The organism is Bacillus pseudomycoides DSM 12442 (genome assembly GCF_000161455.1).
In the GTDB taxonomy this organism is placed as follows: Bacteria; Bacillota; Bacilli; order Bacillales; family Bacillaceae_G; genus Bacillus_A; species Bacillus_A pseudomycoides.
Window position 1 is genome coordinate 332,908 of record NZ_CM000745.1, and the last position, 13,242, is coordinate 346,149.

At 35.4% G+C, this 13,242-nt stretch carries 14 protein-coding genes; 7 read left to right on the forward strand and 7 right to left on the reverse strand.

Annotated elements, in window-relative coordinates; genetic code table 11:
* Positions 1 to 143 precede the first annotated feature (143 nt).
* A complete protein-coding gene (locus tag BPMYX0001_RS01730; protein ID WP_033798584.1) occupies positions 144 to 1,124 on the forward strand; it encodes a metal-dependent hydrolase in 981 nt (326 codons plus the stop codon).
* Positions 1,125 to 1,152: 28 nt separating this feature from the next.
* On the opposite strand, the gene BPMYX0001_RS01735 is transcribed toward BPMYX0001_RS01730, so the two are convergent.
* Entirely contained in the window at positions 1,153 to 1,419 is a 267-nt protein-coding gene (locus BPMYX0001_RS01735) for a YfhJ family protein (protein WP_003194903.1), read from the reverse strand.
* Between the two features lie 214 nt (positions 1,420 to 1,633).
* Here BPMYX0001_RS01735 and BPMYX0001_RS01740 point away from each other — a divergent pair, with 214 nt between their 5' ends.
* Complete coding sequence (locus BPMYX0001_RS01740; RefSeq protein ID WP_018767248.1) at positions 1,634 to 1,792, forward strand: small, acid-soluble spore protein K; 159 nt, start codon at positions 1,634 to 1,636, stop codon at positions 1,790 to 1,792.
* 58 nt (positions 1,793 to 1,850) lie between these two features.
* On the forward strand, positions 1,851 to 2,003 hold the full coding sequence (locus tag BPMYX0001_RS30055; RefSeq protein WP_003194901.1) for a YpzG family protein: 153 nt from the start codon (positions 1,851 to 1,853) through the stop codon (positions 2,001 to 2,003).
* A gap of 63 nt (positions 2,004 to 2,066) precedes the next feature.
* Here the strand turns inward: BPMYX0001_RS30055 and BPMYX0001_RS01745 are convergent, their stop codons facing one another.
* The gene (locus BPMYX0001_RS01745) at positions 2,067 to 2,384 is read right to left on the reverse strand and encodes a YfhH family protein (protein WP_033796965.1); all 318 of its coding nucleotides are present in this window, start codon (positions 2,382 to 2,384) and stop codon (positions 2,067 to 2,069) included.
* A 9-nt stretch (positions 2,385 to 2,393) separates the two neighbouring features.
* Positions 2,394 to 3,206, reverse strand: a complete 813-nt coding sequence (gene recX / locus BPMYX0001_RS01750; protein ID WP_006093319.1) for a recombination regulator RecX — start codon at positions 3,204 to 3,206, stop codon at positions 2,394 to 2,396.
* 52 nt (positions 3,207 to 3,258) lie between these two features.
* On the opposite strand from recX, the gene BPMYX0001_RS01755 reads away from it, so the two are divergent.
* The 4 genes from BPMYX0001_RS01755 to BPMYX0001_RS30060 all read left to right on the forward strand — a co-directional run bounded on the left by BPMYX0001_RS01755 (position 3,259) and on the right by BPMYX0001_RS30060 (position 6,501).
* A complete protein-coding gene (locus BPMYX0001_RS01755) occupies positions 3,259 to 4,197 on the forward strand; it encodes a TIGR01777 family oxidoreductase (protein ID WP_006093321.1) in 939 nt (312 codons plus the stop codon).
* 76 nt (positions 4,198 to 4,273) lie between these two features.
* Positions 4,274 to 5,404, forward strand: a complete 1,131-nt coding sequence (locus tag BPMYX0001_RS01760; protein WP_003194894.1) for an amidohydrolase — start codon at positions 4,274 to 4,276, stop codon at positions 5,402 to 5,404.
* A 241-nt stretch (positions 5,405 to 5,645) separates the two neighbouring features.
* Positions 5,646 to 6,203 (forward strand): GNAT family N-acetyltransferase, encoded by a 558-nt coding sequence (locus BPMYX0001_RS01765; RefSeq protein ID WP_006093322.1) that lies wholly within the window; start codon positions 5,646 to 5,648, stop codon positions 6,201 to 6,203.
* Positions 6,204 to 6,381: 178 nt separating this feature from the next.
* On the forward strand, positions 6,382 to 6,501 hold the full coding sequence (locus BPMYX0001_RS30060; RefSeq protein ID WP_003194890.1) for a YfhE family protein: 120 nt from the start codon (positions 6,382 to 6,384) through the stop codon (positions 6,499 to 6,501).
* Between the two features lie 588 nt (positions 6,502 to 7,089).
* Here the strand turns inward: BPMYX0001_RS30060 and BPMYX0001_RS01770 are convergent.
* The 4 genes from BPMYX0001_RS01770 to BPMYX0001_RS01785 all read right to left on the reverse strand — a co-directional run bounded on the left by BPMYX0001_RS01770 (position 7,090) and on the right by BPMYX0001_RS01785 (position 13,194).
* On the reverse strand, positions 7,090 to 8,256 hold the full coding sequence (locus BPMYX0001_RS01770) for a diglucosyl diacylglycerol synthase (protein ID WP_018767243.1): 1,167 nt from the start codon (positions 8,254 to 8,256) through the stop codon (positions 7,090 to 7,092).
* Between the two features lie 411 nt (positions 8,257 to 8,667).
* Positions 8,668 to 9,399, reverse strand: a complete 732-nt coding sequence (gene pflA, locus BPMYX0001_RS01775) for a pyruvate formate-lyase-activating protein (RefSeq protein WP_003194887.1) — start codon at positions 9,397 to 9,399, stop codon at positions 8,668 to 8,670.
* A gap of 66 nt (positions 9,400 to 9,465) precedes the next feature.
* Complete coding sequence (gene pflB, locus BPMYX0001_RS01780) at positions 9,466 to 11,715, reverse strand: formate C-acetyltransferase (protein ID WP_018782719.1); 2,250 nt, start codon at positions 11,713 to 11,715, stop codon at positions 9,466 to 9,468.
* A gap of 828 nt (positions 11,716 to 12,543) precedes the next feature.
* Entirely contained in the window at positions 12,544 to 13,194 is a 651-nt protein-coding gene (locus BPMYX0001_RS01785; RefSeq protein WP_006093329.1) for a DsbA family oxidoreductase, read from the reverse strand.
* Positions 13,195 to 13,242: the final 48 nt, after the last annotated feature.

Below are 13,242 nucleotides of genomic sequence, written 5' to 3' on the forward strand. Positions count from 1 at the left end.
ATCCCCCTCATTTTTTGCATATACGTACTATTATAAAGATTTTAGGAAAAAATTTAAGTAAGATGATATAGGAAATAGAAGGCAAATGCCTTGAGATATCGAATAAAAAGAGTTACATTAATAAAAAACGGAGGTGTATTTTCATGGACACGGCCACTCACCTTGTTATGGGCGTCACATTAGGTGGTTTAGCAACGTTAGATCCAGCCATTAGCCAGAGTGATTTCGGACCACAAGCTGTTATGCTTGCAACGATCGCTGGCTCCAATATTCCTGATATTGATACCGTCTTAAAATTACGTAATAATGCAAAATATATACGAAACCATCGCGGGGTTACTCATTCCATTCCTGCTGTTATTCTCTGGTCTTTCCTTATAAGCGGAATTTCCTTTGCCTTCTTTACAGAAGCTCCCTATTTTCATCTACTACTTTGGTCATTTATCGCCGTCTTTCTTCACGTGTTTGTTGATATTTTTAACGCCTATGGTACACAAGCGTTGAGGCCTTTTACAAAAAGGTGGGTTGCATTAGGTGTAATTAATACATTTGATGCTGTTATTTTCTTTATCCATATACTCGCTATCGCTTGTATGGTTGTTGGCTCCCATAAAGGATATACTGCTTTAGCTGCATATATATTAATGTTTGTCTACTATGTCGGTCGAATTGTAATGAGACAAAATGTAAAAAGTGTAGTTTACAAACGATTTGAAGATGTAGAGGAAGTCATTATTTCTCCTTCTTATCGCTTTTATCACTATCATTTAGCTATTGTAACAAAAAAACACTATTATGTTGCGCGTTGGCACCGCGGCCATATTATGGTGCATGATCAATTTGATCGTATTCCACTTCCAGATAATAAAATTATGCGAGCTGCACAAAAAGATGAAAACATTTCTGCTTTTTTATCTTTTTCACCCGTATACCGCTGGGATATTTTTGATTACGACAACTATTATGAAGTGCGTTTTATCGATTTACGGTACCGTAGTAAAGACTATTACCCATTCGTTGCAATTGTCCAACTGGATCAAAATTTAAATATTATTAGTTCCTATACTGGATGGATTTTTAGTGAAGAAAAGCTTCGTAAAAAATTGGAATTGATTCCGCATTAAAAAAAGCGACCAACTTCGGTCGCTTTTTTTAATGCTTTAAATGATCATCTTGATTAATTAAATGACTATATTTCGGATTATTCGTGCGGATTTCATGAAGGCGTTCACCATGGTTATTAATCCATGTTCTTACAATTTGTTCCGTCATTTCTTCACCTTGATAACGACCAGACTTTGCATACGTTACTTGGAAGTCCTCCCATAATAACTCAATCCATGCACGAGCCTGAGAATAAGACAGAAAGCTATTTTTTTCAAGTAATTCTTTTGTTAATACTTCATACTTATCATTCATTATTTATTTCTCCTTTTATTAATTTCGTACTTTATTTCCAAACCTCATTACCACATCAAAATTATAAATGAACAAAAGGATACACGCATTCATGAACTTCTTCCATCGCCAGCAGAAGTTTCATTTTATGTTCAAGCATAATTTTCTCTATTTTGCACATTCTATTAATGATACTTCTTAGTAAGTATCATTTAATAATGAGGGGGCGTTCTTCTTGGGTAGACAAGCCGAATTTTGGTCTGAATCAAAAAACAACAGCAAAATCGATGGTCCAACGAAAGCAAAAGCTCGTTTTGCTTCGAAAAGACCTAACGGCACAATTAACACGCACCCACAGGAACGTATGCGTGCCGCAAATCATCAGGAAGAGTAAAAACAATAGTCCGTTCTAAAGAGTTATTGCAATTAACTTCCTACATGAGGTGATAAAGATGAGCTACCGTAATCATTTAGATCGTCGTTCTGAATTATTCAACCCTACCTGGGCACGTCCGAAACATGCAAAAGCGCAAGTAAATGGACAGACGCAGCAAAACCAGTCTCTCATTATTTTGGCGAATGAGATGAGAAAACGCCAAATTTAATTGCCTATCTCCTTTAACAACTACGAAAAATGAAAACCAGAGCAGCCAAGGCTCTCTGGTTTTTTATTTCTCTTGTAATAGCGAAATAGGAATACCAATTTCCTCTGTCTCATTTTGTTTATGTCCCCAAGCAAATACTCCATTGAAATACGTAATCGTAAAGAAGACACCCGGTTCTTCTATAAGTTCATACGTTTCACCAATCTGAAATGCGTTTATATCTGTCATATAAGCACGAGCCATTGCCATTTTTCTCATTAATACGTCAAACTCATTTACTATACCAAGCTGCTCTGCTTTCACAGCCTGTTCTTTTAAAATGCCAATTTCCTCTCTTAACTCATGTGGTGTCATATCACTATAACGTTTTGGCATATTCATCATATTCTCTCATCCCTCTTCACGTTTCATTTGTAAAAATATCTCTATCTCATCAATAGAAAATCCTTTTCGATATAACGCTTGTTTCATCTTATTTTCATATGTCCATCCATCATGCTTTTTATGCTTCTCATGATACTTACTTCCATGATATAACAATGCAGCTTGTTGCTGCGTATCATCCTTTTCCTCTTTTAATTCTTCTAGACAAATTTGAATTACATCTCGATTATATCCTTTACGGACTAACATTTCTTCTAGCTTTTGTTTCATTTGTAAAAAAGAATGCTTTTGATAGGACTTTTTCTTTTTTTCTACAAGCTCAAAGGCATTTTCAATTTGCTTCTCTTTCGGATACTCTTGTAAACTATGAGTAATAATTATATCTTGGACACCTTTACTAAAAAGTTCCCGTCTAATAATTGTCGGTCCTTTTTGGTTCACGTTACTATGCGTTCGCACATACGAAATGGCATACTCTTTATCATTAATATAGTGATCATGTAATAATTTCGAAATAACTTCAGAGATGACGGCTTGTCCAATTTCTTTTTTTCGTAAGTATTCTTCTACTTCCTGTTTCGTCCGCATTTGATAGGATAAATAAGAAATTGCTTGCAAATATGCTTTTTGTACTTCTTCATTGTATAAAATATTTGCTAACTCTACTTCATCGATTTCTAAACCCTTTTGCAAACCGTGCTTGATTAAGGTTACTTGATTCACACTAAATCCGTATTCTTCACCTTGTCCTTTATCAATATAAATATTAAATCGTTCTTTCGTTCGTTTTTGTACTTCTATTTTTGTAATGACAGCCATATTCTTCACCCCGCTACTATTTTAACATAGTTGCAGAACAATTTTGCTTTTCATGAATATATATAATGAGGAGGAAGTTCAGTTGAAAATTGCAATTTCTGGGGGCACTGGTTTTATCGGTAAAGCATTAGCTACTTTTTTAAGCCTAAAAGGGTACACCATTTACATTCTTACCCGAGAAAAAAAAGAGACACCTTTCAACTCTAACATTCACTACGTCCAATGGGATAAATGCTCACCTAAATTCCCTCTCACCTCTATCGATGTTGTTGTTAATCTAGCTGGAGAATCTATTAATAACGGTCGATGGACAAAGAAGCAGAAAGAAAACATTATAACGAGTCGTCTTCATACAACAAATAGTCTCATCAAACAATTACAAACATCACCAAATAAGCCCCATACTTTTATTAACGCTAGCGCAATTGGCTATTACGGTACATCTGAAACAAAAATTTTTACAGAACAGAACAAAGAACATGGCAGTGACTTTTTAGCAACTACAGTAAAACTATGGGAAGAAGCCGCCTCTCATGCAACTTCTCTCGGAATTCGAACCGTCTATACACGCTTTGGAATTGTTTTAGGAAAAGAGGGTGGTGCCCTTCCTAAAATGTTGCTTCCCTACAAATTATTTATTGGTGGCACAATCGGTTCAGGTAATCAGTGGCTGTCTTGGATTCATCTAGATGATGTCATCCGCATGATTGATTTTGCAATAGACACAAAAGAAATAGAAGGCCCTCTTAACATTACAGCACCAAATCCTACAACAATGAAAGAGTTTGGAAAGACACTTTCATTTATCATGCATCGCCCACATTGGCTTCCCGTTCCAGCATTTGCACTACATGCTTTACTTGGAGAAATGAGTATGCTTGTGCTACAAGGACAACATGTATTGCCTAACAAAGCAATACAGCACGGATACCAATATTCTTTTCCTACATTAAACCCTGCATTACAAAATATTATATTGCATACACTGTAGTACTTCTGAAATAAACCCATTAAAATTGTTCTATTTACTAATTTAAAGGTTATTAGCCAATGGAAATGAGGTATCTATGAAAACGCTATTTAAGCAGGCCATTGTATATCCCATTACTTCTTCCAAATTTCAAGGAGATGTATTGGTTAAACACAATCAAATCGCTGCGATAAAACCACATATTGAGCCCACTCAAGATATGACTGTTATTGATGCAAGAGCCCTTCACCTTTTACCAGGATTTATCGATGTGCATACTCATCTCGGCTTATACGATGAAGGGACTGGATGGGCTGGAAATGATGCCAATGAAACATCTGAAGTATTAACACCACATATTCGTTCTTTAGATGGTATCCATCCTTTTGATATTGCTTTTCAAGATGCGGTTCAAAATGGGGTTACAACTGCCCACGTTATGCCTGGAAGTCAAAATATTATTGGCGGGACAACATGTGTGATTAAAACTGCCGGAACTTGTATCGATCATATGATTATTCAAGAACCTGCTGGATTAAAAATTGCATTTGGAGAAAATCCAAAACGAGTTCATAGTAATGGCACAAAAGAATCGATTACTCGTATGGGGATTATGGGATTGCTTCGTGAATCTTTTTACGAAGCACAACATTATGGAAACGAAGCAGATTTTCGAATGCTCCCTATTCTAAAAGCTTTGCACCGAGAAATTCCAGTACGTATTCATGCTCATCGGGCAGATGACATTCTTTCCTCTCTTCGCTTTGCAAAAGAATTCAATCTTGATTTACGTATTGAACACTGCACAGAAGGACATTTTATTGTAAAAGAACTTGCCAATCAAAATTTAAAAATATCTGTTGGTCCGACATTAACACGCCGATCAAAAATTGAACTAAAAAATAAATCATGGGATACTTACCATACTTTATCAAAGCATGGGATAGAAGTTTCGATTACAACAGATCATCCCTATACTCCCATTCAATATTTAAATGTTTGTGCAGCCATCGCTGTCAGGGAAGGATTAGATGAAAAAATTGCATTAGAAGGAGTTACAATCATTCCCGCTCGAAACTTACGTTTAGAGAAAAGAATTGGAAGTATTGAAGTTGGAAAAGATGCCGATCTTGTATTATGGACACATCACCCATTTCATTACTTAGCCAAGCCCGTACTAACTATGATTGATGGAAAAATAATTTACAAAAAAAATAAAAAAAACTAGTTTATTTTTTTGACTAGATAAAGTATTATACGATTATAAACTGAATGAAACCATAATCAATTTGTGTCGTGATTTTTCATTTCAAATTGATGAATGGGGAAGGCAAATGGTGCGCCACCAGCGTTATAGACTGGTTCTAGTGGGTTCGATTCCCACCCCGAAATTTTTTAAAGGTTGATATAAAAATTTCGAGGGTGGGGTGTTTTTTCGTCATGCTACCCTCATATGAGGAGGAGTTAGTATGTTAAAAAAACGCGACTTACACGACAGCCACGTTCTATATGATTTAATGGTGGATCCTGCTGTCTTCCCTTTTGTGCGTCAAAAAGCTTATTCATACGAAGAGTTTTTATTTTTAACAAAGCAAACAATAGAAGCAGAAGAGCGTGGTGAATTAATTTCACGCACAATTTTAGATGAATGGGGAACCCCTATCGGCACGATTACTTTATTTGATGTGCAAGAAAAAGCTGGTTTTCTTGGTACATGGCTTGGAAAACCGTATCATGGCCAGGGGTATAATAAATTAGCAAAAGATGCTTTTTTCAGCGAGCTTTTCTATGAGTTAGATATTGAAATAATCTTTATGCGTATTCGCAAAGTAAATATTCGTTCGATGAAAGCAGCTGAAAAACTACCATATGTAAACCTAGCAAACGAAACTAGAAAAGCTGTTTATGATCAAATTAACGCAATCGAAGAAGTATATAACTTATATGAAATTCCAAAAGATCAATATACTCTTTCTACAATGCGTGATACTACATTCCAAGATACTCATCATTTAAAAGAAGCGTAGTATGTCACTAATTATAAAGTGAAACTTTAATCAGTGGGGAACTTATCCCCCACCTATTTTGTGAGGGCCTTACTGCCCGCGAATAGCGGGATAAAATGAATATACTTGTTTATTGTGTATACCTCTTTATGTCATTGGAAATGATAGATAATAACTTTATGACACGAGGTGATCTGTAATGGATAGAAAGAAACGTGAAAAAGCAAGAAATACATTAAATAGTACACAAGAGGTTCTTTATCAACGAGAGTTTCGAAGAGCAGATCGTGCAGCGGGATATCGCCCTAAAGGTGTATAATTATAAAGTGAAATTTTAATCAATGGGTGCTTTATCCTTCACTGATTATCAGCCCTCACCAATCGGGCTTTTACGGGCACTTGATCACTTAACTTCTTTGCTTTCGTCAAAATTTGAGATGAAATTTTACTGCCCACAAATAGTGGGATAAAGTGAAACTTGAGGTAATTTTTTTACCCTCTCCTACCCTTTACTTTTTGGATGACAAAGTAAAGATTTACCCCTTATATTATAAGGGGTATTTTTTGTGGAAAACTTTATCCACAAAATTAATAGAATTGTGTATAAATTTATCAATTCTTTTGGATTATTATAAACTTAATCACAAATATCATGTTTATTTTGTGGATATTTTTTCTGAAAATTGTGGACAATGTGGATATCGTTGTTAATATTCCGACTTTACCGTCTATTGAAACCGCATTCTCTTGTGGATAACATATAACGAATATATAAAAACATACAACTTTATCGAGGGGAACTGTTTTGGCTAGGGCAGTTATACCTTGTGACTAACTTTAACTTTTATACTGAATTCCTACAAAACAACAAAGAAACCCTCTTTCCAAATACAAAGAGGGTTTCATATTACGTAAAAGATTGAGCAAGAGCTGGCGACTTAATCGGCATATGATTAGATTGCACATGGTTCTCTTCTAAAATTGCATCTACAATGTGGCAAGCTGGCTCTGGACGATAGATACTTCCCATCGCTTCTTTCATTTGTAAGAGCTTCCTATCATCTTCTAATAGTGCCTTTGTTTTCGCAAAAATGTCCTCATCTTCACGAATTACAAGTGCAGCTCCTTTTTTTTCAAAATATATTGCATTTTCATTTTCTTGTCCCGGTACTGGTTTATATAAAATGACAGGTACTTGTAAAGCTGCCGCTTCGCTTAATGTAATGCCCCCTGGCTTTGTAATCATACAAGAGGTAATACGGAATAACTCATCGATATTCTCTACATAACCAAATACTGTTAATGCCTCAGGCTTTTGTTCCTTAAGCCCTAATAACTCTTGTTTTAAGGCTTCATTTTTCCCACAGACAACAGCTATTTGAAGATTAGGAACTGTCATAAATGATTGACATAATTCTTTTACATTTCCTAATACACCATGGGCACCTGCTACAATAAGTAAAATCTTTTTCTCACGAGATAAGTGATATTTACTATATAGGATTTCCGGGTTAATAGTTAATTCAAAGTTTTTACGAATTGGAATCCCAGTTTCTACAATTTGCTCTGAAGGTACACCAATTTCAACCATTACTTTTTTCACATGATCTGTCGCTACAAAATAACGATCTACTTCACGATGAATCCATATTTTGTGTAAACAAAAATCTGTTAACACATTATAAACAGGAATTGAGAAACCTGTTTGTTTTTTCAATTCCGGTACTGCAATAATTGGAAATGTATTAATAACAATGTCTGGTTTTTCTGCATGTAATAATGCTTTTAAGCGTTTTCTCCCAAAATTCGCATACCACGATGCAATTTTCTTATCGTAAATCTTTTCTACACCATAATAAAATAAGCGATATAGCTCTTTACCTATTGTATAACTTTTCAAGTATAAATATTTTGTAATATCCGTTATGACTGGATGTGACTCTCCAAATAGGTCACACACAATCACATCCTCAATTCCTTTTTGACGAAATGTTTGTGCTAATGTTTTTGCTACTTGCACATGACCGTTACCGTAATGTGCAGTTAATATTAAAACCTTGGGGTTTTTTATCAAACAAATCCACTCCTAGCTTTTTCGCTTTCCCATATTGCATATACGACAATAGGAAAAACATTTTCCTAAAAAAAATTACATGTTTGGATTCCAACACTTTCATGTTAGCTATGTACCTGTCGTGGATATGCAAAGCATATAAGATTGACCCCTTAATCCTATCTGTGCTCATATCTTTACATTATACTTTCCTATCAGAGCTTTCGCAATAACTTACAAATGATCATATTCCATGATACTCACCCTGCTACTTCTTAATTCTTGTTACTATTTGGTTTTCCCTTTACAATTATGTAAATTTATCCTCTTATTTCTTTACAAAAATATGGATATTCCACTTTCAGTATACTCTTTTCTATAGATATACTCTAGATTTTATTAAAAGAAAGCAAAAAGTCTAATCCAAATGGATTAGACTGCTTGTAAAATATTTTTTGCCTTTTGAACATTTTTTTCTGTTGGAGGTTCTACCCCTTCAAGAGGATACTTATGTCCAAGTGCTTCCCATTTATATACACCAAGCTTGTGATATGGTAAGACTTCAACTTTCTTTACATTAGAAAGACTTTGAATGAAGCTAGATAATCTCTGCAAATCTTCTTCACTATCAGTAACACCTGGAACTAATACGTGTCTTACCCAAATTGGTTTTTGTTTATCAGATAAATAACGAGCAAATTGTAGAATGTGTTCATTCGTTTTACCAGTTAATTTACGGTGCTTTTTAGGATCGATATGTTTTAAATCTAATAATACTAAATCTGTATAGTCCATTAAAATATTTAATTTTCTTTGGAACTCTGGCTCTTCAGAATAGCAGCCTCCAGAAGAATCGATTGTTGTATGAATTCCAATTTCTTTGCATTTCTTAAATAGCTCAATTAAAAAGTCTAACTGCAGTAATGGTTCCCCACCGCTCACAGTAATGCCACCACCGGAAGCTTCAATAAAAGGAAGGTAACATGTAACATCCTGCATCACTTCTTCAACTGTTATTTCTTTTCCTTTACCGATTTCCCACGTATCAGCATTATGACAATATTGGCAGCGTAATAGACACCCCTGTGTAAATATGACATAACGAATTCCTGGGCCATCAACAGTACCACAAGACTCTACAGAATGAATTCTTCCTTTTACCATGTTAACTTCCTCCTTTATTGAAACAGCCTCCCTCTGCTTTTATTACAACAGAGGGAAACTTTTTACTTACATACTTTCATGCATTGTACGGTTAATTACATCGATTTGTTGTTCACGAGTTAATTTAATGAAGTTAACTGCGTAACCAGATACACGAATTGTTAATTGTGGATATTTTTCAGGATGTTCCATTGCATCCATTAATGTTTCACGGTTAAATACGTTAATGTTTAAGTGATGTCCTTCTTTCACTGCATATCCATCAAGCATAGATACTAAGTTTTTAACTTGTACATCATCTTCTTTACCAAGTGCTTTTGGAATAATTGAGAATGTATTAGAAATACCATCTTGCGCATCTTCATAAGGTAATTTTGCAACAGATAATAGTGACGCTAGTGCACCTTTTGTATCACGTCCATGCATAGGGTTTGCACCTGGTGCAAATGGCTCACCAGTACGACGACCGTCTGGAGTGTTACCAGTTTTCTTACCATATACAACGTTAGATGTAATAGTTAAGATTGACATTGTATGAACAGAGTTACGGTATGTTTTATGTTTACGAAGCTTGTTCATAAATGTTTTCACAAGGTTTACTGCAATTTCATCTACACGGTCATCGTTGTTACCGTATTTAGGGAAATCACCTTCAATTTCAAAGTCAACTGCAATGCCATTTTCATCACGAATTGGTTTTACTTTCGCATATTTAATTGCACTTAAAGAATCAGCTACTACAGATAAGCCAGCGATACCCGTTGCCATTGTACGAAGAACATTTGTATCATGAAGTGCCATTTCAATACGTTCATAGCTATATTTATCGTGCATATAATGGATAACATTTAATGTGTTTAAATATAAACCAGCTAACCATTCCATTGTCATATCGAATTTGCGCATAACTTCTTCGTAATTTAATACTTCAGAAGTGATAGGTGCAAATTCAGGTCCAATTTGTTCTTTTGATTTTTCATCTTTACCGCCATTAATTGCATATAATAGTGTCTTAGCTAAGTTTGCACGAGCTCCGAAGAACTGCATTTGCTTACCTATTCTCATTGCAGACACACAACAAGCAATACCGTAATCATCGCCATACTCTGGGCGCATAATGTCATCATTTTCATATTGAATTGCAGATGTTTTAATAGACATTTTCGCACAGTAGTTTTTAAAGTTCTGTGGTAATTGTTTAGACCAAAGAACTGTTAAGTTTGGCTCTGGAGCTGGTCCTAAGTTATCTAATGTGTGCAAGAAACGGAATGAGTTTTTCGTTACTAATGGACGACCATCAAGTGCAATACCACCGATAGATTCTGTTACCCAAGTTGGGTCACCAGAGAATAATTCATTATAATCAGGTGTTCTCGCAAATTTCACAAGACGTAATTTCATAATGAAATGATCGACAATTTCTTGTGCCGCTTCTTCAGTTAATGTACCATTTTCAATATCTCTTTCGATGAAGATATCTAAGAATGTAGAAGTACGTCCAAGGCTCATTGCTGCCCCGTTTTGTTCTTTAATCGCTGCAAGGTAAGCGAAGTATAACCATTGGAATGCTTCTTGTGCATTTGTTGCTGGTTTAGAAATATCAAAACCATGAGAAGCAGCCATTTGTTTTAACTCTTGAAGTGCACGCATTTGCTCGGATAACTCTTCACGTAAACGCATTGTATCTTCGCTCATTACACCGCCGGTTAAATTTAAGTCTTCTTTTTTCGCTTCGATTAAACGATCAACACCGTATAATGCCACGCGGCGATAGTCACCAATAATACGTCCTCGACCATATGCATCTGGAAGACCTGTAATAACACCTGATTTACGAGCTAATCTCATTTCTGGAGTATAAGCATCAAATACACCTTGGTTATGCGTTTTGCGCCAATCTCTGAAAATACGACTAAGTTCTTTATCCATTTCGTATCCATAAGCTTCACAAGCTTGTTCTGCCATACGAATACCACCATAAGGTTGTAATGAACGCTTAAATGGCTTGTCAGTTTGGAAACCAACTACTTTTTCAATATCTTTATTTAAATATCCAGGACCGTGAGATGTAATAGAAGAAACAATGCTTGTATCCATATCAAGAACGCCACCATTTTCACGTTCTTGTGTTGTTAACTCCATTACTTGATCCCAAAGTTGTTTCGTTGCTTCTGTTGCTCCCGCTAAGAAGGCTTCGTCACCTTCATAAATGTTTACATTATTTAAAATGAAGTCGCGGACATCAATCTCTGCTTTCCACTTTTCACCTTTAAAGTTTGTCCATGCATTTTTTACATTTTCTAATACTTGAGTCATCCTAATCTCCTCCATTTTTTGATTAGTACAGGACTAAGATTTTTTATATAACAGCTTACACATTTAGAATACTACTTTTTTTGAAAAAGTGAATGAGATAGTTGTGACACGTTTGTGAAATATTGAACAAACCACTATACACATAGTGTTAACTTCATTTAAAACTCTTTTAAATTAACTCTTTCCTTAATTGTATTTTTTTGGTATTCTTATGAACGAATCCTATTCTGTAGTATAAAGGGTCATACCCATTTTAAACTGTAATACCCTTACCTCCTATTCTGTTATAGTTTCTTTAGAACAGAATAGAAAGAAGTGTACCTGTTTGGTACACTTCTTTTCATGATTAATTGGAAATATATTTTACATATTTCGAATTTGCACTAATCCATTCGTTCGTCCCCACACAATATAAAGTGAAACTTTAATCAGTGAGGGTTTTCTCCATCCTCCACTGATTATTAGCCCTCACCAATCGGGCTTTTACGGACAGTTCATCTCCCACCTAACTTCTTTGCTTTCGCTGAATTTTGAGGTGGGAGTGTTACTGTCCGTTAATGCGGGATAAATCATTTTCTTCTCCATATATTTTGAGCAGCTGTTGCATTTGGATTTCCGGTATCATGAGCAACAACAAATGTAACTTGATCCATTTGTAATCCAGAACGTCTTTTACTTGGGACGGGCAAATACTGCGGGGGAATTGCATACTTAATTTCTAATACCTCCTCTTTTGGTTTTTGCTACATATAAGCTTGAACATAGAGAAATGGCAGAACTTATTTAAAATAAAAATAGCTGTTGGGACACTCCCAACAGCTATTTTTATCACTCACAGCCATCTATGTTACATGTCATTCCTTCTGACAAAGTTGTAGTTTCTTTTTTCAATTCTTGTTCAATCACTGCTTCTAACGTTTTTTTATCTCGGACACCTTGGACAACGCTATTACCAATAATAAATGTTGGTACAGCTTGTACGCCCTGTTCATAATATGCATGATGTACTGCTTTTTCATGAGCTGCTTTATATGTGTGATTTTCTAAAGCAGCTCGAAATGCTTCTTGATTCAATCCGACTTCTCCAGCAATTTCTACTAGCACTTCAATTTCGCCGATATTTCGTTCTTCTTGGAAAAATGCTGTGAATACACGGTGCTGATACTCATTTCCTTTTCCATGTTCTTTCGCAAATTGATATCCTTCAAAAGCTGTATGTGTATATGGATGCGGTGAAAGTCGGGGCAGTTTCATATCAACACCCATTTGCTCTGCCCATGGCATAATTGTGCTTTGAAACATCCCTAATTTATCTGGCTCATTCCATGGATCAATTCGCTCCGCTGGATATGGTCGTAATTCAAACGGCATCCATTCTACTTCTACATCTTTTCCTTGAATTGCTTCTTGCAGTGGCTTTTCACCTAAAAAACAAAATGGACAAACGTAATCCGAATAGACTTTTATTTTTAACGTCATGATTAATTTCCCCTTTACGATCGAGTTGAAACAATTATAGTTACAACG

Coding starts and splice junctions, on each gene's coding strand:
- BPMYX0001_RS01735 (WP_003194903.1), bottom strand. CDS start 1,419: ATGAATGATAAGTATGAAGTATTAACAAAAGAATTACTTGAAAAAAAT.
- BPMYX0001_RS30055 (WP_003194901.1), top strand. CDS start 1,851: ATGAGCTACCGTAATCATTTAGATCGTCGTTCTGAATTATTCAACCCT.
- BPMYX0001_RS01765 (WP_006093322.1), top strand. CDS start 5,646: ATGTTAAAAAAACGCGACTTACACGACAGCCACGTTCTATATGATTTA.
- BPMYX0001_RS01745 (WP_033796965.1), bottom strand. CDS start 2,384: ATGAATATGCCAAAACGTTATAGTGATATGACACCACATGAGTTAAGA.
- pflB (WP_018782719.1), bottom strand. CDS start 11,715: ATGACTCAAGTATTAGAAAATGTAAAAAATGCATGGACAAACTTTAAA.
- BPMYX0001_RS01730 (WP_033798584.1), top strand. CDS start 144: ATGGACACGGCCACTCACCTTGTTATGGGCGTCACATTAGGTGGTTTA.
- BPMYX0001_RS01785 (WP_006093329.1), bottom strand. CDS start 13,194: ATGACGTTAAAAATAAAAGTCTATTCGGATTACGTTTGTCCATTTTGT.
- recX (WP_006093319.1), bottom strand. CDS start 3,206: ATGGCTGTCATTACAAAAATAGAAGTACAAAAACGAACGAAAGAACGA.
- BPMYX0001_RS01755 (WP_006093321.1), top strand. CDS start 3,259: ATGAATATATATAATGAGGAGGAAGTTCAGTTGAAAATTGCAATTTCT.
- BPMYX0001_RS30060 (WP_003194890.1), top strand. CDS start 6,382: ATGGATAGAAAGAAACGTGAAAAAGCAAGAAATACATTAAATAGTACA.
- pflA (WP_003194887.1), bottom strand. CDS start 9,399: ATGGTAAAAGGAAGAATTCATTCTGTAGAGTCTTGTGGTACTGTTGAT.
- BPMYX0001_RS01760 (WP_003194894.1), top strand. CDS start 4,274: ATGAAAACGCTATTTAAGCAGGCCATTGTATATCCCATTACTTCTTCC.